The 20,393-nt window shown below is 61.7% G+C and carries 18 protein-coding genes and 1 tRNA gene; 9 read left to right on the top strand and 10 right to left on the bottom strand.

The genetic code is table 11. The features are described 5' to 3' along the window. The first annotated feature begins 192 nt into the window (after nucleotides 1-192). Entirely contained in the window at nucleotides 193-1,584 is a 1,392-nt protein-coding gene (gabP, locus tag JFT44_RS07185) for a GABA permease (protein ID WP_169989243.1), read from the top strand. A 255-nt stretch (nucleotides 1,585-1,839) separates the two neighbouring features. Here the strand turns inward: gabP and JFT44_RS07180 are convergent, their stop codons facing one another. Together JFT44_RS07180 and JFT44_RS07175 are read right to left on the bottom strand one after the other, a co-directional pair. Then, a complete protein-coding gene (locus JFT44_RS07180; RefSeq protein ID WP_198830465.1) occupies nucleotides 1,840-2,253 on the bottom strand; it encodes a hypothetical protein in 414 nt (137 codons plus the stop codon). A gap of 70 nt (nucleotides 2,254-2,323) precedes the next feature. Next, entirely contained in the window at nucleotides 2,324-3,232 is a 909-nt protein-coding gene (locus tag JFT44_RS07175; protein WP_120731284.1) for an alpha/beta fold hydrolase, read from the bottom strand. A 322-nt stretch (nucleotides 3,233-3,554) separates the two neighbouring features. Here JFT44_RS07175 and JFT44_RS07170 point away from each other — a divergent pair, with 322 nt between their 5' ends. Then, nucleotides 3,555-5,195 (top strand): glycosyltransferase family 39 protein, encoded by a 1,641-nt coding sequence (locus tag JFT44_RS07170; RefSeq protein ID WP_198830464.1) that lies wholly within the window; start codon nucleotides 3,555-3,557, stop codon nucleotides 5,193-5,195. Nucleotides 5,196-5,224: 29 nt separating this feature from the next. Here the strand turns inward: JFT44_RS07170 and JFT44_RS07165 are convergent, their stop codons facing one another. The 6 genes from JFT44_RS07165 to JFT44_RS07140 all read right to left on the bottom strand — a co-directional run bounded on the left by JFT44_RS07165 (nucleotide 5,225) and on the right by JFT44_RS07140 (nucleotide 12,211). Next, entirely contained in the window at nucleotides 5,225-7,300 is a 2,076-nt protein-coding gene (locus JFT44_RS07165) for a TonB-dependent siderophore receptor (protein ID WP_198817965.1), read from the bottom strand. A gap of 303 nt (nucleotides 7,301-7,603) precedes the next feature. Continuing rightward, a complete protein-coding gene (locus tag JFT44_RS07160; RefSeq protein WP_057437122.1) occupies nucleotides 7,604-8,272 on the bottom strand; it encodes a hypothetical protein in 669 nt (222 codons plus the stop codon). A gap of 207 nt (nucleotides 8,273-8,479) precedes the next feature. Continuing rightward, nucleotides 8,480-8,555, bottom strand: a tRNA-Phe gene (locus JFT44_RS07155). A gap of 103 nt (nucleotides 8,556-8,658) precedes the next feature. Then, complete coding sequence (locus JFT44_RS07150) at nucleotides 8,659-8,931, bottom strand: oxidative damage protection protein (RefSeq protein ID WP_038445278.1); 273 nt, start codon at nucleotides 8,929-8,931, stop codon at nucleotides 8,659-8,661. Next, entirely contained in the window at nucleotides 8,928-9,995 is a 1,068-nt protein-coding gene (mutY, locus tag JFT44_RS07145; protein WP_057958032.1) for an A/G-specific adenine glycosylase, read from the bottom strand. Before mutY ends, JFT44_RS07150 begins: the two co-directional genes overlap by 4 nt. Then, complete coding sequence (locus tag JFT44_RS07140; RefSeq protein WP_120731290.1) at nucleotides 9,992-12,211, bottom strand: AsmA family protein; 2,220 nt, start codon at nucleotides 12,209-12,211, stop codon at nucleotides 9,992-9,994. The genes mutY and JFT44_RS07140 overlap by 4 nt, the downstream gene beginning before the upstream one ends. Before the next feature lie 296 nt (nucleotides 12,212-12,507). Between JFT44_RS07140 and JFT44_RS07135 the strand changes: the two genes are divergently transcribed. The 7 genes from JFT44_RS07135 to JFT44_RS07105 all read left to right on the top strand — a co-directional run bounded on the left by JFT44_RS07135 (nucleotide 12,508) and on the right by JFT44_RS07105 (nucleotide 18,291). Further along, nucleotides 12,508-14,169: an OFA family MFS transporter gene (locus JFT44_RS07135; protein WP_057958034.1), complete on the top strand. Its 1,662-nt coding sequence runs from the start codon at nucleotides 12,508-12,510 to the stop codon at nucleotides 14,167-14,169. 254 nt (nucleotides 14,170-14,423) lie between these two features. After that, entirely contained in the window at nucleotides 14,424-15,017 is a 594-nt protein-coding gene (hisB, locus tag JFT44_RS07130; RefSeq protein ID WP_003218037.1) for an imidazoleglycerol-phosphate dehydratase HisB, read from the top strand. Then, entirely contained in the window at nucleotides 15,017-15,655 is a 639-nt protein-coding gene (gene hisH / locus JFT44_RS07125; RefSeq protein ID WP_057437127.1) for an imidazole glycerol phosphate synthase subunit HisH, read from the top strand. Before hisB ends, hisH begins: the two co-directional genes overlap by 1 nt. Beyond that, entirely contained in the window at nucleotides 15,655-15,912 is a 258-nt protein-coding gene (locus JFT44_RS07120) for a DUF2164 domain-containing protein (RefSeq protein WP_029295898.1), read from the top strand. The genes hisH and JFT44_RS07120 overlap by 1 nt, the downstream gene beginning before the upstream one ends. A gap of 39 nt (nucleotides 15,913-15,951) precedes the next feature. Further along, nucleotides 15,952-16,689, top strand: coding sequence for a 1-(5-phosphoribosyl)-5-[(5-phosphoribosylamino)methylideneamino]imidazole-4-carboxamide isomerase (hisA, locus tag JFT44_RS07115; RefSeq protein WP_038445290.1), 738 nt, complete (start codon nucleotides 15,952-15,954; stop codon nucleotides 16,687-16,689). 9 nt (nucleotides 16,690-16,698) lie between these two features. Continuing rightward, nucleotides 16,699-17,469 (top strand): imidazole glycerol phosphate synthase subunit HisF, encoded by a 771-nt coding sequence (gene hisF / locus JFT44_RS07110; protein ID WP_003171107.1) that lies wholly within the window; start codon nucleotides 16,699-16,701, stop codon nucleotides 17,467-17,469. A 66-nt stretch (nucleotides 17,470-17,535) separates the two neighbouring features. Next, nucleotides 17,536-18,291, top strand: a complete 756-nt coding sequence (locus JFT44_RS07105; RefSeq protein ID WP_057444609.1) for an ABC transporter substrate-binding protein — start codon at nucleotides 17,536-17,538, stop codon at nucleotides 18,289-18,291. Between the two features lie 3 nt (nucleotides 18,292-18,294). Here the strand turns inward: JFT44_RS07105 and JFT44_RS07100 are convergent, their stop codons facing one another. Further along, entirely contained in the window at nucleotides 18,295-19,068 is a 774-nt protein-coding gene (locus tag JFT44_RS07100; protein ID WP_057958035.1) for a divergent polysaccharide deacetylase family protein, read from the bottom strand. 1 nt (nucleotide 19,069) lies between these two features. Further along, nucleotides 19,070-20,377, bottom strand: coding sequence for a S41 family peptidase (locus JFT44_RS07095; protein ID WP_057958036.1), 1,308 nt, complete (start codon nucleotides 20,375-20,377; stop codon nucleotides 19,070-19,072). Nucleotides 20,378-20,393 lie beyond the last annotated feature (16 nt).

The raw sequence follows: 20,393 nt of genomic DNA, 5'->3' as shown, positions 1-20,393 counted from the left end.
GTGGCGGATTGCCAGTAATCTCAATGGCTTGCGAGCGCCGATGGATTGTCCTACAGGCCGCGTCAACCTTGGCTTTGTAACATTTTGGCGCAAATCTTGCGTAAAAAATAAAGAACGCCCCGTTTGTTTCTTTTCACGAAGACTCAGCAAACCGGGTGGACCGAATACGCAATTCCTCGCAAAGGTGTGTCAATGAGTAGTACGCAAAGCTCCAATGACCTCGAACAGGGGCTCAAACCGCGGCATGTCACCATGTTGTCGATTGCCGGTGTGATCGGCGCCGGTTTGTTTGTCGGCTCCGGCCACGCGATTGCGGCAGCCGGGCCTGCCGTGCTGCTGGCCTATGCCGCAGCCGGTACGTTGGTGGTGCTGGTGATGCGCATGCTGGCCGAGATGGCCGTTGCTTCGCCAGACACCGGTTCATTTTCCACCTACGCCGACCGGGCCATCGGCCATTGGGCCGGCTTTACCATCGGCTGGCTGTACTGGTGGTTCTGGGTGCTGGTGATTCCCCTGGAAGCCAACGCCGCCGCAACCATCCTGCATGCCTGGTTCCCTGATGTGGCGATCTGGGCCTTCACCTTGGTCATCACCCTGCTGCTGACCGCGACCAACCTGTTCAGTGTGAAGAACTACGGCGAGTTCGAGTTCTGGTTTGCCCTGATCAAGGTGGTGGCGATCATCGGTTTTGTGATCCTCGGCGTGCTGGCGATCTTTGGCTTGCTGCCGGGCAGCCAGGTCAGCGGCGTCTCGCACCTGTTCGACACCCAAGGCTTTTTGCCCAACGGCATGGGCGCGGTGCTGGCGGCGATTCTGACCACCATGTTCTCGTTCATGGGCACCGAGATCGTGACCATCGCGGCCGCAGAGTCGAAGAACCCTGGCCAGCAGATCACCAAGGCCACCAACTCGGTGATCTGGCGGATCGGCTTGTTCTACCTGGTGTCGATCTTCATCGTCGTGGCCCTGGTGCCATGGAACGATCCGACCCTGGCAGCCGTTGGTTCCTACCAGACTGTGCTGGAACGCATGGGCATCCCGAATGCCAAGCTGATCGTCGACCTGGTGGTATTGGTCGCCGTAACCAGCTGCTTGAACTCGGCGCTGTACACCGCGTCGCGCATGCTGTTTTCCCTGGGCCGTCGTGGTGATGCGCCGGCAGTGGCCAAACGCACCAACAAGAGCGGCACGCCTTACTGGGCGGTGATGCTGTCTACCGGCGCGGCGTTCCTCGCGGTATTCGCCAACTACGTGGCCCCGGCGGCGGTGTTTGAATTCCTGCTGGCCAGCTCCGGCGCGATTGCGCTGCTGGTGTACCTGGTGATTGCCGTGTCGCAACTGCGCATGCGTCAGAAGCGTACAGCGGCGGGCGAGCAGATTGCCTTCAAGATGTGGCTGTTTCCGGGCCTGACCTATGCGGTGATCGTGTTTATCGTCGGCGCGTTGACCATCATGCTGTTCCAGGAAGCGCACCGGGTGGAGATTATTGCGACCGGTGTGTTGAGCCTGCTGGTGGTATTGGCGGGGTTGCTGGTGGCGAGCCGGCGCCGGGCCCAGAAGTTGGGGGCTGCGGTACTCAACTGACGAGTTGAAATGCTTGCTGCCTGGCACCACAAAGCACTGTGGGAGCCGGGCAGTTAAGCGCAGATCCCCTGTGGGAGCGGGCTTGCTCGCGAAAGCGGTGGGTCAGTCAACATCAATGTTGGCTGGGCCGACGTCTTCGCGGCGATGCGGCGATCCGACAAGCCCGCTCCCACATTTGATCTTCACTACGTTGAGCATTGCGTTCGCTTAACTGATCGGCATTAGGGCTTGCCCGGCTCCCACATTGGTTTTGTATCAATCCTGCGCGCTGGTCAGCGCCTGGGATGCCGCCACGTAGTCCGCCTGGAACTGTGGCGATTCAATCCAGGCCAACGCCGCCGCTTCATCATCGCTGTCGGTGGACCACTGCCGATACTCGATCAGCGCCGCCAGGATAAAGTCCGTGGCGTTTTCTTCGCCTTCCTGCTCCAGCACCAGTGCCAGCAACGGGTGCGCCAGGAATGCCGCACACAGCGCCTGCTGGCTGGTCTCGCCGGCCGCGCGCATTTCCACGAACAGTTCGGTCAAGTCCACCGACTCAAGGTCAATGCGGTCGTCGTCACCGGCAAACGCATCCGGCTTCGGCGCATTGGCGCGCTGGGTGCGGTTCTGCTTGGCCTTGGCTTTTGCCCGTTGGGCACGTTTTTTCTGCTTGTCTGGCGAAGCCATGGGCTCACGTCCTTGGTTCAGGATCTGGGTGGCGTATTGAAGCGCAGGTCTGGCGAAATCCCAAGGGTTTCTACAGCCGGGTGCCCGGTGTGTCGGGCGCCAGTTGGCCGTGCTGCAGCCACGCCAGTGCAATCGGCCACAACCGATCCTGATATTCACTGCGGAAAAACGCGAAATGCCCGACGACCTCTTCGCCAATATCCCCCGGCGCGATACGCAGGTGCGTGCGCTCGCTGGCCTGGAAGTAATTCAGCAGACGCTCAATGGCGGGCACGGTGCCAAACGGGTCGTCGCTGATGCTGATCGCCAGGATCTGTGCCTGCACCCGGGCAAAAGGCAACTCGTCCAAGGCCCGCCCGCTGGGGCGTGTCTCGTAGGTGGGGGTGGGTGTGCTCCAGTCGCGCACCACGCCGGCGGGCGTGTCTTCCAGCCAGCCCAGGCGCTTGCCCGGGAAATACCCGCACACAGCAGTCACCAGCGGCATCACCAGGTGCCACTTGGCAAACATCCGCCAGCGCCCGCTCGCTTGATAGTCACGCCAGTAGGCGAACTGCGCGCCCACCGTCACCAGGCGCCTGATCGCGGCGCCCGACGCCCCAAGCCCGGCCGCGCAGCCGCCAAAGCTGTGGCCGACTACATCAATGGGCTGCCCGGCAAACTCGCGTTGCGCCCGTCGCAGGATGGCCTCGAAATCCAGCCGGCCCCAGTCTGACCATGAGGCTTTGAACCCACGCAACGAGCCACTGCGCGACTCGCCGATGCCGCGGTAGTCGTAGGTAATGACATCGAAACCCTTGGCAAACAGGTACTCGGCAAAGCGCGAATAGTGGCGGCAGCGCACTGAGGTGGCGGCGTTGATGATCACCACTGGGCGTTCGATATCGCTGCGGATATGGCGCCAGGTGAAGCCGCCAATGGGGTAGTGGTCGGCGGCGGGCTCGTGGAATGTCTCGGGGTGCGGGCGGCTGGGCAGGTTCATCACTGGCCTCGATCCATGCGCTTTCGATGGGGGGTGACGACCCGTGCGCAGTTTTTATTGGAGGCTGACACTAACAAAATCGCCAGCCAAAGGCGCGCGATACCTGCCAGCCAATCCCGTAAAAAAGGCGGTTGTGGCGAGCGGGCTTGCCCGCGTTGGGTCGCGCAGCGGCCCCAAAAAATGGGACAGCCCTGCAGCCCAGCGCGGGCAAGCCCGCTCGCCACAGGTGTGTACAGGTAAATGTTGCATTCGGTTCAGGCGTGATTCAGCCGTGCTGCCGGCAATATACGCCAGCATCTCCCCCGCCCTGGCAGGTTAAACCATGGAACACCGCAACCGTTTTCGTGTGGAGGCCCTGGGTGTTTTCCTGGTGGCCTTGTTGTTATTTACCCTGGGCATCTGGGATCAGTCGCCGCAAGGGTTTGACGGGCGTTGGGCGGTGTTTATGCAGGAGATGTTTCGCCACGGCGCGAGCCTCTTCCCCACCACCTACGGTGAGCCTTACCCGGATTATCCGGGCACGGCGACCTATTTCAGCCTGCTCTTTGCCCGGCTGTTCGGTGCGCCTAACGACCTGGCTAACGTGTTGCCCACCGCTCTGGCGTCGGCTGGGGTCGTGGCCCTGATCTACCGCTTGCTGGTGCCCTGCGGCCGGACCTGGGCGTTGCTGACGGTGGTGCTGACGGCATTGACCGCGCAATGGCTGGAGAAGTCGCGCTCAGTCTGCCTGGATCAGATGGTCTCCCTGCTGTGCCTGGGCTGTTTCTACTTGCTGCACACCGGCGAGCGCCTGGGCTCGCGGCTGCGCCAATACGCAATCTTTCCCTTGTTCGTGGCGGCGTTTGCCATGCGTGGCCCTTTGGGCTTGATCGAGGTCTGTGGGGTTGCTTGCGTGTACTGGGCGCTGGGGCCTGCCCGCACGCGGGAAGAGAAGATTGGCTTGCTGAAAAAGGTGCTTGCCCACGGCGTGATCGGCCTGGTCCTGCTCTTTTCCTGTTGGTGGGTGTTGCTGAAGCTGGCGCGGATCAGCGGGGGGGATGCTTTTGCCGACGAGGTGATGAAGATGCAGGTGGCCGGTCGCCTGGATGAAAGCGGCGAGCCGTTCTACTTCTACTTCAAGCTGAGCCTGTATCGCTATTTCCCGGTGATCCCGCTGGCGCTGGCGACGTTGATTGCCCTGCGCCACACCTGGTCGGCGCGCAACGCTGATGCCGACGTGCGCCTGATGCTGCGCCTGGGCGGCTGTGGCCTGATGATCCTGCTGGGGTTGTCGGTGCCGAACTTCAAGCGTGCCTACTACATCCTGCCGATGGTCCCGATGTTTGCCGCGGTGGCGGCTTATGGGCTGCTTCAGGCCCGGGGTTGGTTGCTTGGGGTGCGTCGGGGTTATGCGTGGCTGGTGGCGATCCTGCCGCTGCTGGGGGTTGTCGTGGTCTTGGTCTGCCGCCAGTTGTGGAGCAAACACGGTTACTGGCCTGATGTTTCAGTGCCGGGGTTGATTGCGCTGCTGATCGCCCTGCAGTTGGCGGCGGTGGTGGCCTGGCGTCGCTGGCGCAGCCGTGTGGGGGCGCGACTGGTGGTGCTCAGCCTGATCGCGCTGGCCACCCAATGGCTGGTGCTGGTGACGGTCGTGGAGCCGGCCAAGGATCTGCAGTTCGACACCAAAAACTTTGTGGGTGCGGTGGAAACCCTGCGGGCCGAGCACCCCGGGCCGCTGGTGTTTCTCAACCTTGGCAAGGACACCTGGGCCATTCGCTACATCATGAACCTGGATCATGACGAGCAGCCGCTGTTTATCGGGCGCGATGACCTTGCGCGCCTGAACGCACTGCCGCGCTCGTCCTGGGTGATTGTCGCGCGCAAGGAAACCGAACTGCTGCAGGGCACGCCGCTGCAGCATCTGGTACCGGCTTTCAATGGGCGGCTTAATGACAACCCGTTGCTGGTGTTCCGGGTGCCATGATCAGCCGCCGCCGTGGATTTACAACTCAATCAAAAGTTGTAGGCCAGCGTACCGACGAGCGTACGACGGTTGCCGATAAAGCAGTCGCCTCGCGCCAGGCATGTGGTGTAGTAGGTCTTGTCTTCAAGGTTGGTCGCGTTGAGCGTCAGGTTCCAGTTCTGGTAGCGGTACCCGAGCATCGCATCCACCAGGGTAGAAGACGGCGTTTTCAGGCGGTCGGCGCCATCCCAGCTGGTTCCCACATAGCGAATGCCGGCACCGACACTGAACCCGGAAATGTCGCCGATGCTGAACCGATGTTGGCTCCATACCGAGGCCATGTTCTCGGGAACGCTGGACAGGCGTTTGCCTTGCTCGGCGGGCGCGCCCTTGATGACGGTGGTGTCGGTGTAGCTGTAGGTGCCAATCAGGTCCCAGTCGGGCGTGACCGTCACCAGCGCTTCGAGCTCCAGGCCACGGGCGCGGGTTTCACCACTTTGCAGGGTATTCATCGCATCCAGGGGGTCGGGCATGCGGCGGTTCTGCTCGCGAATGTCATACACCGCTGCGGTGTAGAGACTGTTGCTGCCAACCGGCTGATATTTCACCCCCAGCTCCCACTGTTTGCCCTTGAGCGGTACGTAGGGCTCCAGCGTTCGCCGGTTGAGGCCGATTTGGGGCTGGAATGATTCGCTGTAGCTCAAGTAGGGCGCTATGCCGTTGTCGAACAGGTAGGTCAGGCCTGCGCGGCCGGTCACCTTGTCGTCCTTTTGCCGGGCGCTGCCTTGGGTTTGGCTGGCGGCCCAATCCTTGCGCAGGCCGAGGGTCAGCAGCCACTGTTGGTATTTGATCTGGTCCTGGGCATACAGCCCTTGTTGCATGACCCGTTGTTCCGGGTCTGCGGTGAGGCGAATGACCGAGGGATCAAAGGTGCCATACACCGGTTCGTACACGTTCAGTGGTGTTGCGTTACCGCTGGCACCTTCCCGGTTGGAGACCGCATGCTGGTAGTCGCCCCCCAGCAGCAGCGTGTGCTGTAGCGGGCCGGTGTCAAATCGGGCCTCGGCGTTTTGGTCGGCAACCCAGACTTTGACCTCTGGTTTGGAAACGTAATAGACACGGTCGAGGGTCTGGTTATCGGCGTTAAACGGTGGGTTTCTTGCGAATTTCGCATAAATCGACTGGTAGCTGACTTTGCTTTTCTGCCAGCGCAGGTTCTGGCGCAGCGTCCATGTGTCGTTCAGGTGCCACGAGAATTGCGACGTCAGGGCTGTCTGGTCACTGTCGTATTCGTCGAACCCTGGCTCGCTGGCAAACCGGTTGCTGTGGATCCGGCCATATGGCGCATTCCAGACGGTACCTTTGTGTGGGAAGAACTGCGTGGTGGAGCCGCTGTCATCGCGCTGGATGTTGGCCATGACGGTCCAGTCGATATCTTCGTTGGGGCGCCAGGTCAGCGATGGCATCAGCACCTGGCGGTTGTCTTTGACATGATCAACCTGGGTGTCGCTGTCGCGCTGGATCGCCACCAGCCGGTACAGCAGCGTGCCTTGCGGGTTCAGGGCGCCGGTGGTGTCGACGGCGACCTGCTTGCGGTTGTAATTGCCGTATTGCAGTTGCAGTTCGGTGTGCTGTTCGGCTTTGGGGCGTTTGCTGACCTGGTTGATCAGGCCGCCCACCGGGCTTTGCCCATACAGCATCGACGCGGGGCCCTTGAGCACTTCAAGGCGTTCCAGGGTGAAGGGGTCGGTGCGCACGTTGGTGTAAGTGCCGAAGCTCTGCTGTAAACCATCAAGGAACAGGGCCGGCGAGCTGCCTCGCACTTTCGACCAGTCTCCGCGGCTATCGAGCCCGAAGGTTTCGGCCCGCACCCCGGAAACATATCGCAATGCGTCTTGCACGGTCAGCGCGCCCTGATCGCGCATGCGGTCGGCGCTGATGACGGAAATCGACTGGGGGATCTCAGTGATGGGGGTGTCGGTCTTGGCCCCCGTTGTACTGCGCTTGGCGACGTAGCCTTTGACCGGGCCGTCGGCCGTTTCTTCTGAGGCAGTTGCCGTAATACTTTGGCTGGGCAGTTCGAGCTGGCCTGTTTTCTCGGCCGCGTCTGCGACCGGGACAAGCATCGAAGCGAATCCGAAGGGGGCAAGGCCAAACGCCTTCAACCATGAACCTGACTCGCGTGCAGAGGGCATCGCAGCTCCTTGATTATTGTTAGTGGGGCAGGGGGGGATTTTGCGCGCCAGCTTAAATGATAATAATTGCTATTAGCAACCATGAGCTTCAGTCGAGCCTGGCTTTTTGGCGGGGGTGTTTGATGCGGGCGACCGGGTGGGGTCGCCCTGAGCGGTGAGGGGCAATCAAGGCTGGCAGTCAGGCAGGGCTGCGAAGTGACATTCGTCCTGAACTACCTGGAAGGGGGCGACGAACTATTTGCAGCGATACCCCTCGGGCATCGTGACGGTGTAGTTGCGCTGCACGCGATCCTGGAAGTTCAGGTTCTGCAGGCCCTGCTGCACCAGGAAGGCTTCGACCTTGGCGGCCTGGCAGTCCTCGTTGTAGGACGTTACCCGCAGCAGGTACACCGCGCGTTTGCTCGCTTCATCCCGGGCCGTGGCGGTGAAGGTGGTGAGGGTGGTGTAGCCGGTGCGCTCCGAGCTGCCTACCGGGCCATAGGTGGTGTTCGGCGTGCTGGTGCAGATCATCTGGTCGCTTTTTTTCTTGCTGTTCTTGCACACGGTGGAGGTGCTGGTTGGCACCTGCCCATACTCGGTGGCGGTATAGCGGTAGGTCACCTGGTGACTGTCGATGTCGAGGGTGATCGTGATTTTCGGCGTGCGGTTCTTGGGCAGGGACACGTCGGTATACACCTCGCGAAACCCCTGGTCCTTCATGGCGCTGACCATATCGCGCAGGTAGTAGCGGGCATTGAGCGCGTTCTCGGCATTGCCGCCGACCGACGTCACCAGCACCGTCGCTTGTCGGTCAAAGTGATAATCCGGGTCAGGGGTTGCGTTGATCGCGACGTCCATCGTAGTAGCGCATCCGCTGAGCAGCGCTGTCAGCATTAACAGCGTGCATAACAAGTACCGGGTCATGAAATAACTACCTTGCTGAAGATTGGATTAAGGCTAGACGGTTGAGCAGGGAAATAAATAACACATCAGGTGCCAGCAAGGCTTGGCGTTAACCTGAAAGTAACCAGAGGGGCGCTGGCGATACTAAATCGCAGGCAACAAAAAACCCGCACTAGGCGGGTTTCTTGGGTGTTCCAGATGATTTTTGCACCACCTGAAACTAATAAGTGGTGCCCAGAGACGGAATCGAACCGCCGACACGGGGATTTTCAATCCCCTGCTCTACCGACTGAGCTATCTGGGCAACGGGGCGCATTAAACGGGTTTTTCAGGGGGTCGTCAAGCAAGTTTTCAAAAAATATTTAATTATTACCGTCGCTTACGTGCCAACCCCGGTTTTTGCTCAATTATTGAGCAGGCGGCACGTAGCCGTCGGCCTTGGCGTAATCCTCGCCGGAAAAGTACTTGTCCATCTCGCCCTGCAGATATTTGCGGTCTTCGGCGTTCATCATGTTCAGGCGTTTTTCGTTGATCAGCAGGGTCTGGTGCTTCTGCCAGTCGGCCCAGGCCTTGGCGGAGACGTGGTCGAAAATGTCCTGGCCCTTGGCGCCCGGGAATGGGGCACGCTCCAGGGCTGGCAGTTCTTCGTGATACTTGCGGCAGATGATGGTGCGGGTCATGACGAAACTCCTGCGTTCAATACGTCGGCCGCGCGCTTCAGCAGTTTTTTCACCGGGGCGGCAAGGCCCAGGCGCGGCGGGGTGGCGAGGTTATACCAGAGCCAGTCGGCCTCGGCCACGTGATGGGCCGATTCCTCGACCTGCACCAGCCAGGGTTCGATAGCCAGCTGGAAGTGGCTGAAGGTGTGGACCAGTCCAGGTAGCGCCTGATGCTTGCCCAGCGCCAGTGAGTGCTGGTTGGCCAGGTGTTCCAGGTCGTTCAGGTCGTCCAGCTCCGGCAAGCTCCACAGCCCGCCCCAAAGGCCCGTAGAGGGGCGACGGTAAAGCAGGATCGCGCCCTCCTGGTTGGCCAGCATCGGCATCAGCGTGCGCTTTTGCGGGATGGTCTTGCGCGGCTTGGGGATCGGGTAGCGGGTTTCCAGGCCCAGCATGTGCGCCTCGCAGCCCTTTTCCAGGGGGCACAGCAGGCAACTGGGCTTGCTGCGGGTACAGAGGGTGGCGCCCATGTCCATCATGGCCTGGGTGTAGGCATTGACGCGGTCGTGGGGGGTAAAGCGCTCGGCAGTGGCCCACAACTGCTTGGCCACCTTGGGCTCGCCCGGATAGCCCTCCTGGGCAGTAAAACGTGCCAGCACGCGCTTGACGTTGCCGTCGAGGATCGGTGCGCGCAGGCCCATGCTCAGGCTGGCGATGGCACCGGCGGTGGACAGGCCGATGCCCGGCAGTTCGGTGAGTTTCTCTACATCGCGGGGAAACTCGCCGCCGTATTCGGCCACCACGATCTTGGCAGTCTTCTGCAGGTTGCGCGCCCGGGTGTAGTAGCCCAGCCCGGTCCACAGGTGCAGTACTTCATCTTCCGGCGCGGCCGCCAGGGCCTCGACCGTTGGCAGCGAAGCCATGAAACGGTCGAAGTAATTGAGCACGGTGCTGACCTGGGTCTGTTGCAGCATGATTTCCGAGACCCACACCCGATACGGGGTGATGCCCTGTTGCCAGGGCAAGTCATGGCGACCGTGGCGGTCGTACCAGTCGAGCACGGCCGCTGAAAATTGCTCGTTTCTCATCGGTTGAACAAACCTTTGAGGGCGTCTTTGAGCTTGGGATTGACCTTGTCGAGCTTCTCTTCAATCTTCTCGCTGAGCTTGTTGCCCGCCATCTTGGCGGCCACCTGGCCCAGGCCGTCCTTGTCCAGGCGGCAGGCTTTGGCGCCCAGTTCCAGCGGGCCACGGCAGCGCAGCGGCACTTCGATACCCTGGAAGTTCGAGCCGACCTGGCAGGCCGGGTCCGGCATGTCGCGCTTGTCGCCCTCGACGATGATGCCCACGCGGTAGTCCATGCCCAGTACACGCAGGTCCACGTCGCCATTGCCGTTGACGGTCAGGCCGGGGATGCGCACTTTCAGGTCCGGGTTGCTCGCCACGCCGTTACGGAAGGTCAGGTTGCCCTTGAGTTCCTGGAACGGTGTGTCCTTGCTGCGCGGTGTCGTGGCCAAGGTCTTGCGGTTGAGCAGGGCGATACCCGTGCACAGCTGTTGCTCAAGGTTGGCATTGAGCAGCACGCCATTGTTGATCACAAAGCTGGCGGTGCCGTTGAGGCTGTCGATCAGCGCTTTCTGGCTGTTGCCACGCCCGTTCAGGTTGCTGTCGAGGGTGATCTGGCCCTTGACCGGCGGGGTTTGCCCCTGGGCTTGCAGGATGCGCTCGACCGGTACTTGCTTGATTTTGGTCTGCAACGCCAGCACCGGCACATCTTCCCGTGCATCGAGGCTGCCGTTGGCCTGGAACGTGCCGTTATAGAGGCCACCGCTCAAGGTGTCGAGCTTGAACTGGCCACCCTGGCCGGAGGCCTTGAGGGCTGCATTCTCGATGGGCAACTGGCTCAGGGTCAGTTGGCCGAAGGACAGGTCGGCAATCACGTCCAGGCCGCGCAGGCGCGCCAGGGGCAGCAGTTTGTCGGTGCTCCAGGCGCCTTTGGTCGGCGCGTCCGGCAACGGCGTGGTGCCACCGGCGGCCATGGCCCCGGCTTCGCTGCTTTGCACTTCGGCCTGGCGTGCGACGGCGGCGCTGTTGGCGGCTTCGGACTTGGCGGGCAGGTAATGGTCGGCATTGAACGTGTCGCCCTTGAGCTGCACGCGCAAGGATTGCTTGGCAAAGTCCTCCACCGCCAGGCGCCCGGTAAAGGTGCTGCCGTCGACTTTCAGGTTGAGGTCTTCCAGGGCCATGCTCGACGGCGTGCCTTGCAGGCGGCTGACCAGTTCGACTTTGCTCAGGCTCCCTGGGGCCATGGCCGGCAGGGGCTGGCCGACGCTGTCGAGGAACTTGGCCAGGTCAAACTGGGCAATCGACAGGGCGCCGCTGATCTGTGGGGTTTTATCCAGGTCGTTGACCTTTACTTCGCCCAGTGCCCGCAGTTGGTTGAGCGACAGCTTGAGGCCGGTCCACTCGGCAATGTTCGCCGACAGGTCCACCAGCAACTGGCCCTGGGTGGCAAAGGTCACGGTCTTGCCTTGCAGCGGCTCGCCGGTGGCTTCGCCTGCGACTTTCATGTCTTCGAACTGATAGCGCTTGAGGGCGCGATCAAAACGCAGCTCGCCGCTGAGTTCGCTCTTGACCCGCATCACTGGCTGGTTGCTGCCGAAGAAGGCAGTGAGTTTGACCGGGATGCTCGCGCCTTCATGCACGGCACCGGTGCTCAACTGAATGCTCTCGGCGCTGAATTGCTTGCCGGTCTGCTCGTCGTTGTACTCGATGCGGGCGTTGTTGACCGTCAGGCTGTCGATATCCAGGCGGATCGGCTGAGCCGGTTTGTCCGGCGCTGGCGCCGTGGTTGGCGCAGTCGTCACGGGTGCCTCGGCGGTGCCGGTGGCTGCAACGGGCGGTGCCTTGCCGATATCTTCCCAGTTGCCGTGGCCTTGCTTGTCGCGGTTGAGGCGCAGGTTCAGGCCCTCGACGCGCACATCGCTCATCTGCACTTCACGACGCAGCAGCGGCAGTACCCGTACCGACAGGCCGAGCATCTGCAGATCGGCAAACGGCTGGGCAGGATTGCTCAGGGTGGCCACGCTGGCTTCATGCAACTCCAGGCCCAGCCACGGGAACAGGCTCCAGCCGATATCGCCATTGAGCGTCAGCTCGATGTGGGCCTTGTCGCGGGCAATCTGGCGAATCTCGTCTTTGTAGTCGTTGGGATCGAAGAGGTGGGTCAGGGCAAAGCCCAGAGCCACAATGATCAGCAACAGCCCGAGAAGTACCAGACCCAGGATTTTGCCGAACGCTTTCATGGGCGAGTCCTTGTATGTCGATTTCAAAATTTAGCCGCAGAGTATAACGCCGCTGGACCTGCGGCTGTTTACGCATCGTTACATAGTGTCAAACAAAACAGATGAGCCGAAAAAGGTAGTGTCAGTTTGGTTTTTCTCGCGGCGCCAAATGCTAATCTTTGCGCGTTCGCCCGCCTTCTGCGACGAAACGTCGCGCTTACAGGGAGCTTCACTCGACAAAACGGCCACGCATTGCGTGCAAAGGCCGAGGAGGAGAGCGCCTGGCGAACACAGACCAACAACTGGGGGAAACACCAATGAACACTAGCACTGCGGCCGGCATTCCTGCTGCGCAGCCTGCGTTCCTGTCCAAGGAACGCATCATCGCCAAGCCAGGGTTTAACCGCTGGCTGGTTCCGCCGGCCGCCCTGGCTATCCACTTGTGCATCGGCATGGCCTACGGCTTTTCGGTGTTCTGGCTGCCACTGTCCAAGGCGCTGGGCGTCACCGCACCGGTCGCGTGCGCGCCGGACATGAGCTTTATCGCGCAGATCTTCTCGTCGTCCTGCGACTGGCCGATCTCCATGCTGGGCTGGATCTACACCCTGTTCTTCATCTTCCTGGGCTGCTCGGCCGCTATCTGGGGCGGCTGGCTGGAACACGCCGGGCCGCGCAAAGCCGGTGTGGTCTCGGCACTGTGCTGGTGTGGTGGCCTGCTGATCTCGGCGCTGGGGATCTATACCCACCAGATCTGGCTGATGTGGCTCGGCTCCGGGGTCATCGGCGGTATCGGCCTGGGCCTGGGCTATATCTCGCCGGTCTCGACCCTGATCAAGTGGTTCCCGGACAAGCGCGGCATGGCCACCGGCATGGCGATCATGGGCTTTGGTGGTGGTGCGATGGTCGGCGCCCCCCTGGCAGCGGCACTGATGGGCCACTTCGCTTCGCCGACTGGCGTGGGCGTATGGCAGAGCTTCTTGGTGATGGCCGCGATCTACTTCGTGTTCATGATCGGCGGCGCCTTGTCCTACCGCGTCCCGCCGACCGGCTGGAAGCCTGAGGGCTGGACCGCGCCGGCGAAAAAAGCCAGCAACGCGATGATTACCCATCGCCACGTGCACGTGAACGTGGCCTGGAAAACCCCGCAATTTCGCCTGGTGTGGCTGGTGCTCTGCCTGAACGTATCGGCCGGTATCGGCATTCTCGGCATGGCGTCGCCGCTGTTGCAGGAAGTGTTTGGTGGCAAGTTGCTGGGTGTGGATGTGCCATTTGGCCAACTGGATGCCGGGCAACTGGCTTCCATCGCAGCCATCGCTGCCGGTTTCACCGGGTTGTTGAGCCTGTTCAACATTGGTGGGCGGTTCTTCTGGGCGTCGTTCTCTGACTACCTGGGCCGTAAAAACACCTACTTCGTGTTCTTCGCCCTGGGCTTTGCCCTGTATGCGCTGATCCCGAACCTCGGCCACTTGGGCAACGTCTCGCTGTTCGTGGCGGCGTTCTGCATCATCCTGTCGATGTACGGCGGCGGCTTCGCGACCGTGCCGGCCTACCTGGCGGACCTGTTCGGTACGCAAATGGTCGGTGCGATCCACGGTCGCCTGCTGACTGCCTGGGCGGCGGCCGGCGTGCTGGGCCCGGTGCTGGTCAACTACCTGCGTGAGTATCAGCTGAGCATTGGCGTGGAGCGTGCTGCGGCTTATGACATCACCTTGTACATCCTCGCCGGCCTGTTGGTGCTGGGCTTTATCTGCAACCTGCTGGTGCGTCCGGTGGCCGACAAGTACTTCATGACCGACGCCGAACTGGCCGCCGAACAGGCGCTGGGCCATGACAAGGGTGCCGATGCCAGCACTTCCCTGGAGTGGAAAGCCGCTTCCGGCACCGTGCCATTGGCGATTGCTGCGTGGCTGGTGGTGGGTATTCCGCTGGCGTGGGGCGTGTGGGTGACCTTGCAGAAGACTGCAGTGCTGTTCCACTAACACCGCATAACCCGTGTGGGCCCGGTTCCTGTGGGAGCCGGGCTTGCCCGCGATAGAACCTGCTCGGTGTATCTGTAGTACGCAGGCGTCTGCATCGCAGGCAAGCCAGCTCCCACGCACGCCAGCTCCCGCACTTGTACTGACATGTCTATGCCCGACAGGCCGTCAGTCTTATCCCCTTCGATGTTTCTGTTTAGCGCCCGCAGCCCCTATAATGACCACCTTTTTCGCCCAATGATTTTGCGGAGCTGGTGATGGCCGAACGTAAGGCGTCCGTCGAGCGCGACACTCTGGAAACCCAGATCAAAGCCTCGATCAACCTGGATGGCACCGGAAAGGCCCGATTTGATATCGGTGTTCCTTTTCTTGAGCACATGCTGGATCAAATCGCCCGTCATGGGCTGATCGACCTGGATATCGTCAGCAAGGGTGACCTGCATATCGACGACCACCACACCGTGGAGGATGTCGGTATCACCCTCGGCCAGGCGTTTGCCAAGGCCATCGGCGACAAAAAGGGCATCCGCCGTTACGGCCATGCCTATGTCCCGCTGGACGAGGCGCTGTCGCGTGTGGTCATCGACTTCTCGGGCCGCCCAGGCCTGCAGATGCACGTGCCTTACACCCGCGCCACGGTGGGTGGCTTTGACGTGGACCTGTTCCAGGAATTCTTCCAGGGCTTCGTCAACCACGCTCTGGTCAGCCTGCACATCGACAACCTGCGTGGCACCAACACCCACCACCAGATCGAAACCGTGTTCAAGGCTTTCGGCCGCGCCCTGCGCATGGCCGTGGAGCTCGATGACCGCATGGCCGGGCAAATGCCGTCGACCAAGGGCGTTCTGTAATGCAGACGGTCGCGGTTATCGACTACGGCATGGGTAACCTGCATTCGGTGGCCAAGGCCCTCGAGCACGTCGGTGCCGGCAAGGTGCTGATCACCAGCGATGCGCAGGTGATCCGCGAAGCCGACCGTGTGGTGTTCCCCGGTGTGGGCGCGATTCGCGACTGCATGGCCGAAATCCGCCGCCTGGGCTTTGACAGCCTGGTGCGCGAAGTCAGCCAGGACCGGCCGTTCCTCGGGATCTGCGTGGGCATGCAAGCCTTGCTCGACCGCAGTGAAGAGAACGGCGGCGTCGACTGCATCGGCCTGTTCCCAGGCGCGGTGAAGTTTTTCGGCAAGGATCTGCACGAAGACGGCGAGCATCTGAAAGTCCCGCACATGGGCTGGAACGAAGTGCGCCGCACCGTCGACCACCCGCTGTGGCATGACATCCCGGACATGGCGCGTTTCTACTTCGTCCACAGCTACTACATCGCCGCCGGTAACCCGCGCCAGGTGGTGGGTGGCGGGCACTACGGCGTCGATTTCGCCGCAGCGCTGGCCGAAGGTTCGCGCTTTGCCGTGCAGTTCCACCCGGAGAAAAGCCATACCCATGGCCTGCAACTGTTGCAGAACTTCGCCAGTTGGGACGGGCGCTGGTAATGGCCAAGAAGATCAAGCCACCGATCCTCAATCTCACTCCCCAGCAGGAGAGTGAGGCGACCGACAAGATCAAGCGTTTCATGGAAGATCGCTTCGAGCTCCGTCTCGGGTCGTTCGAGGTGGCTGAGATCCTCGAGCTGTTCACCACTGAAATTGCTCCGCACTATTACAACAGGGCGATTTTCGATGTGCAGACGCACCTTAAAGAAAGGTTCGAAAGCATCGAAAGCGACTTGTGGGCGCTCGAAAAACCCTGATTTTCCGAGCAATGCTGAATATCGAATAAGGTTTGCCAGATGCTGATTATCCCCGCTATCGATCTCAAGGACGGCGCTTGTGTACGTCTGCGCCAGGGCCGCATGGAAGATTCCACAGTGTTTTCCGATGACCCGGTGAGCATGGCTGCCAAGTGGGTGGAGGGCGGCTGCCGTCGCCTGCATCTGGTGGACTTGAACGGCGCCTTTGAAGGCCAACCGGTCAATGGCGAAGTGGTGACGGCCATCGCCAAGCGCTACCCGAACCTGCCGATCCAGATCGGTGGCGGTATCCGCTCCCTGGAAACCATCGAGCACTACGTCAAGGCGGGCGTGAGCTACGTGATCATCGGCACCAAGGCGGTGAAAGACCCGGCCTTCGTCGCCGAAGCCTGCCGCGCGTTTCCGGGCAAGGTCATCGTGGGCCTGGACGCCAAGGATGGTTTCGTCGCTACAGACGGCTGGGCGCAAATCAGCACCGTGCAGGTGATCGACCTGGCCAAGCAGTTCGAGGCCGACGGTGTGTCCGCCATCGTTTATACCGACATCGCCAAAGACGGCATGATGCAGGGCTGCAACGTACCGTTTACCGCTGCGCTGGCGGCCGCCACCAAGATCCCGGTGATTGCTTCCGGCGGTATCCACAACCTGGGCGATATCAAGTCGCTGCTGGACGCCAAGGCGCCGGGGATCATCGGCGCCATCACCGGCCGGGCGATCTACGAAGGCACCCTGGACGTCGCCGAAGCCCAGGCTTACTGCGATGCCTACAAAGGCTGAGGACTGACCATGGCGCTGGCCAAACGCATCATCCCTTGCCTGGACGTCGACAACGGTCGGGTGGTCAAGGGCGTCAAGTTCGAGAACATCCGTGACGCCGGCGACCCGGTGGAAATCGCCCGTCGCTACGACGAGCAGGGTGCCGACGAGATTACCTTTCTCGACATCACCGCCAGCGTCGACGGCCGCGATACCACGCTGCATACCGTCGAGCGCATGGCCAGCCAGGTGTTTATCCCGCTGACCGTGGGCGGTGGCGTACGCACCGTGCAGGATATTCGTAACCTGCTTAACGCGGGTGCGGACAAGGTCTCGATCAACACGGCCGCGGTGTTCAACCCGGAGTTTGTCGGCGAAGCGGCGCAGCACTTCGGTTCGCAATGCATCGTCGTCGCCATCGACGCCAAGAAAGTCTCCGGCCCGGGTGAAACCCCGCGCTGGGAGATCTTCACCCACGGCGGGCGCAAGCCGACCGGCCTGGATGCGGTGGAGTGGGCGATGAAGATGGAAGGCCTGGGCGCCGGTGAAATCCTGCTGACCAGCATGGATCAGGACGGCATGAAAAACGGCTTTGACCTGGGCGTGACCCGCGCCATCAGTGACGCACTGGGCATTCCAGTGATTGCGTCCGGTGGTGTGGGCAACCTGCAACACCTGGCCGACGGCGTTATCGAAGGCCACGCCAGCGCGGTGCTGGCGGCGAGTATTTTCCACTTTGGCGAATACACCGTGCCTGAGGCAAAGGCCTACATGGCAGCACGCGGAATCGTCGTCCGCTAAACGTCACTGGACACCATGGCAGGCTCGCGGCACTCTGGGGCCTGCCATGGATTCCGGTACCCCTACATGCTCAAAGACCTGCTGCTTGCCCTCGCCAGTTCTTCCATTCTGTTGGCGGGCTCGGCCAATGCCGCTGAGCCGTCTGGCACTTCTCTGGTGCTGCTGACGGAGAACTTTCCGCCCTACAACATGGCGAAAAACGGCAAGAACTTCGCCAAGGACGAGAACATCGAAGGCATCGCGGTGGACATTGTCCGCGAGACTTTCAAGCAGGCTGGTATTTCCTACAACCTCACGCTGCGCTTCCCTTGGGAGCGGATCTATAAACTCGCCCTGGAAAAACCAGGCTACGGCGTGTTTGTCATGGCGCGCCTGCCGGACCGCGAAGCGCTGTTCAAGTGGGTCGGCCCCATCGGCCCGGATGACTGGGTGCTGCTGGCCAAGGCTGACAGCAAGATCCAGCTGACCGACCTTGAGCACGCCCGTAGCTACAAGATCGGTGCCTACAAAGGCGATGCCATTGCCCAGACCCTGGAAAAGCGCGGGCTCAAGCCGATCATCGTGCTGCGCGACCAGGACAATGCGCAAAAGCTGATGGAGGGGCAGATTGACCTCTGGGCCACCGGCGACCCGGCCGGGCGCTATCTGGCGCGCCAGGTGGGGGTTTCCGGGCTCAAGACGGTGCTGCGCTTCAATAGCGCCCAGTTGTATCTGGCGCTGAACAAGGAGGTGCCGGATGAGGTGGTGGCCAAGCTGCAGGCGGCGCTGGACCAGCTACGCAAGGAAGGTGTGGTGGATCAGATCATGGCGCGCTATCTGTAGGTTTCAGCGGTAAACCCCATCCTTGCCGTGCCCAGCCATCGCCCGATTGCTGCGCACACTGATCATCAGCTTGATATCAATCCACTCGATACCCTGGGCCTTGAGCTTGGGCAGTTCGCGCTCCAGCACCGCCAGGGTCTGTGGATAAGGATGGCCGATCATCACCGCCGAGCCCTGTTTGTGGGCCAGCTTGATAGCCGTCTGCAACTGCGTGGCGATGGCCGCTTCGGTCCGTTCGTCATCCAGAAATACATCCCGTGAGACGTGGGCCAGGTTGATTTTCTGAGCCTCGGCGGCCGCCACGGTCTTGGCGCTGGTCCGGCTGTCGACGAAAAACTTGTGCCGACGCTGCAGCTCGCCCATCAACCACGCCATGGCGCCAGGCTCGGCCGTCATGCGGCTGCCCATGTGGTTGTTGATGCCGGCGGTGTAAGGCACGGCCTTGAATGCCGCATCCAGGCGCTTGCCCAGTTCTTCGATGGGCAGCTCGGGGTGCCAGGCGAAGGGGCCGGTGGCCGGGTCCATGGGCATGTGCAGAATCACGATCTTGCCGGCGCGGTGGGCCTCGCGGGCGACTTCAGCAGCGTGGGGCGTGTCGGGCATGATTGCCGCCGTCACCGGGCCGGGCAGGGCCAGCACACGACGATCCCTGGGCAGGTTTTGCCCAAGGTCGTCGATGATAAGCGTGAGGTAGGCTTTGTGGGGCTTGTCGGCCGGCGTCGCTTGGGCGACTCCGGCCAGGCTGCACAACATTGCAAGGATTAGCGCAAAACGCATATCAACGGCTGCGCGTAATGCTCAAGCCCTTGAGCAGGCTCAGCGCCTGGGCCAGTTGGTAATCGTCGTCCTGTGGCATCGGCTTGGCTTTCGGGCCGCTGCCGGTTGGCTGGTCGGCGCCGCCGTTGCCATTGCCCAGGTGACCTTGCAGGTCGGCTTCCTTGAAGTACTCGTTGTCGCTTTCGTTGGTGATCTTGGCCCGGCGCACCTCGATATCCGGCACGATGCCCTGGGCCTGGATCGAGCGACCATTAGGCGTGTAGTACAACGCCGTGGTGATCTTCAGCGCCCGCTCGTTGTTCAGCGGCAGCACGGTTTGCACCGAGCCCTTGCCGAAGCTGGTGGTGCCCATCAGTACGCCGCGTTTCTGGTCTTGCAGGGCGCCGGCGACGATTTCCGAGGCCGAGGCGCTGCCGCCGTTGATCAGCACCGCCAGCGGTACGTTTTCGCTGAGGTCCTTGCCGGTGGCCGAGAAGCGCAGCTCGGAGTTGGCAATGCGGCCCTTGGTGTACACGATCAAGCCTTTGGTGATGAAGTGGTCGACCACTTCCACCGCTGATTGCAGCACGCCGCCGGGGTTGTTGCGCAGGTCCAGGACGATGCCGTTGAGCTTCTTGCCGTTGTCCTTGCGCAGCTTGGCCAGGGCCTTGGCCACTTCGTCGCCGGTCTTGACCTGGAACTGGGTGATGCGGATATAGCCGTAGCCCGACTCCAGCAACTGGCTCTTCACGCTCTTGACCACGATGGTGGCTCGGGTCAGGGTCACGTCAAACGGGCTGCCGCCGTCGCGCACCAGGGTCAGGGTGATTTTCTGGCCGACCTTGCCGCGCATCTTGTCGACGGCTTCGGTCATGGTCTGGCCACGGGTCGGCTGGCCGTTGATCTTGACGATCAGGTCGCCGGCCTGGATGCCGGCCTTGGACGCCGGGGTGTCGTCGATTGGCGACACCACCTTGATGATGCCGTCCTCGGCGCCGACTTCGATGCCCAGGCCGCCGAATTCGCCGCTGGTGCTTTCCTGCAGCTCGGCGAAATCTTCCGGGCCCAGGTAGGCAGAGTGCGGGTCGAGGTTGCTGAGCATGCCTTTGATGGCGTTTTCCAGCAGGGTCTTGTCGTCCACGGGTTCGACATAGGCGGCCTTGATCCGGTCCATGACCTCGGCAAAGGTGCGCAATTCGTCCAGCGGCAGCGGTGCCTTGGTGGTCGCGGCCATGGCAGACGGTGCGGTCTGGTCGGCGAATGCCATAGGCGCGCCGATCACCAGGGCGATCGTCAGGGCCAGCGAAGTGAGGCGGGACAAATGCAGCATGTCGAACGAACTCCTA

The sequence above is a fragment of the Pseudomonas sp. MF5691 genome, assembly GCF_016405645.1.
Taxonomy (GTDB): domain Bacteria; phylum Pseudomonadota; class Gammaproteobacteria; order Pseudomonadales; family Pseudomonadaceae; genus Aquipseudomonas; species Aquipseudomonas shahriarae.
This window is presented reverse-complemented; position numbering and strand designations above follow the sequence as displayed.

Excerpts from the sequence above, each read along its gene's own strand:
- JFT44_RS07120 (WP_029295898.1), top strand. The coding sequence starts at position 15,655 with ATGGCCAAGAAGATCAAGCCACCGATCCTCAATCTCACTCCCCAGCAG.
- JFT44_RS07175 (WP_120731284.1), bottom strand. The coding sequence starts at position 3,232 with ATGAACCTGCCCAGCCGCCCGCACCCCGAGACATTCCACGAGCCCGCC.
- JFT44_RS07170 (WP_198830464.1), top strand. The coding sequence starts at position 3,555 with ATGGAACACCGCAACCGTTTTCGTGTGGAGGCCCTGGGTGTTTTCCTG.
- mutY (WP_057958032.1), bottom strand. The coding sequence starts at position 9,995 with ATGAGAAACGAGCAATTTTCAGCGGCCGTGCTCGACTGGTACGACCGC.
- JFT44_RS07140 (WP_120731290.1), bottom strand. The coding sequence starts at position 12,211 with ATGAAAGCGTTCGGCAAAATCCTGGGTCTGGTACTTCTCGGGCTGTTG.
- hisB (WP_003218037.1), top strand. The coding sequence starts at position 14,424 with ATGGCCGAACGTAAGGCGTCCGTCGAGCGCGACACTCTGGAAACCCAG.
- JFT44_RS07150 (WP_038445278.1), bottom strand. The coding sequence starts at position 8,931 with ATGACCCGCACCATCATCTGCCGCAAGTATCACGAAGAACTGCCAGCC.
- JFT44_RS07135 (WP_057958034.1), top strand. The coding sequence starts at position 12,508 with ATGAACACTAGCACTGCGGCCGGCATTCCTGCTGCGCAGCCTGCGTTC.
- JFT44_RS07165 (WP_198817965.1), bottom strand. The coding sequence starts at position 7,300 with ATGCTTGTCCCGGTCGCAGACGCGGCCGAGAAAACAGGCCAGCTCGAA.
- hisF (WP_003171107.1), top strand. The coding sequence starts at position 16,699 with ATGGCGCTGGCCAAACGCATCATCCCTTGCCTGGACGTCGACAACGGT.
- gabP (WP_169989243.1), top strand. The coding sequence starts at position 193 with ATGAGTAGTACGCAAAGCTCCAATGACCTCGAACAGGGGCTCAAACCG.
- hisA (WP_038445290.1), top strand. The coding sequence starts at position 15,952 with ATGCTGATTATCCCCGCTATCGATCTCAAGGACGGCGCTTGTGTACGT.
- JFT44_RS07105 (WP_057444609.1), top strand. The coding sequence starts at position 17,536 with ATGCTCAAAGACCTGCTGCTTGCCCTCGCCAGTTCTTCCATTCTGTTG.
- JFT44_RS07160 (WP_057437122.1), bottom strand. The coding sequence starts at position 8,272 with ATGACCCGGTACTTGTTATGCACGCTGTTAATGCTGACAGCGCTGCTC.
- JFT44_RS07180 (WP_198830465.1), bottom strand. The coding sequence starts at position 2,253 with ATGGCTTCGCCAGACAAGCAGAAAAAACGTGCCCAACGGGCAAAAGCC.
- hisH (WP_057437127.1), top strand. The coding sequence starts at position 15,017 with ATGCAGACGGTCGCGGTTATCGACTACGGCATGGGTAACCTGCATTCG.
- JFT44_RS07095 (WP_057958036.1), bottom strand. The coding sequence starts at position 20,377 with ATGCTGCATTTGTCCCGCCTCACTTCGCTGGCCCTGACGATCGCCCTG.
- JFT44_RS07100 (WP_057958035.1), bottom strand. The coding sequence starts at position 19,068 with ATGCGTTTTGCGCTAATCCTTGCAATGTTGTGCAGCCTGGCCGGAGTC.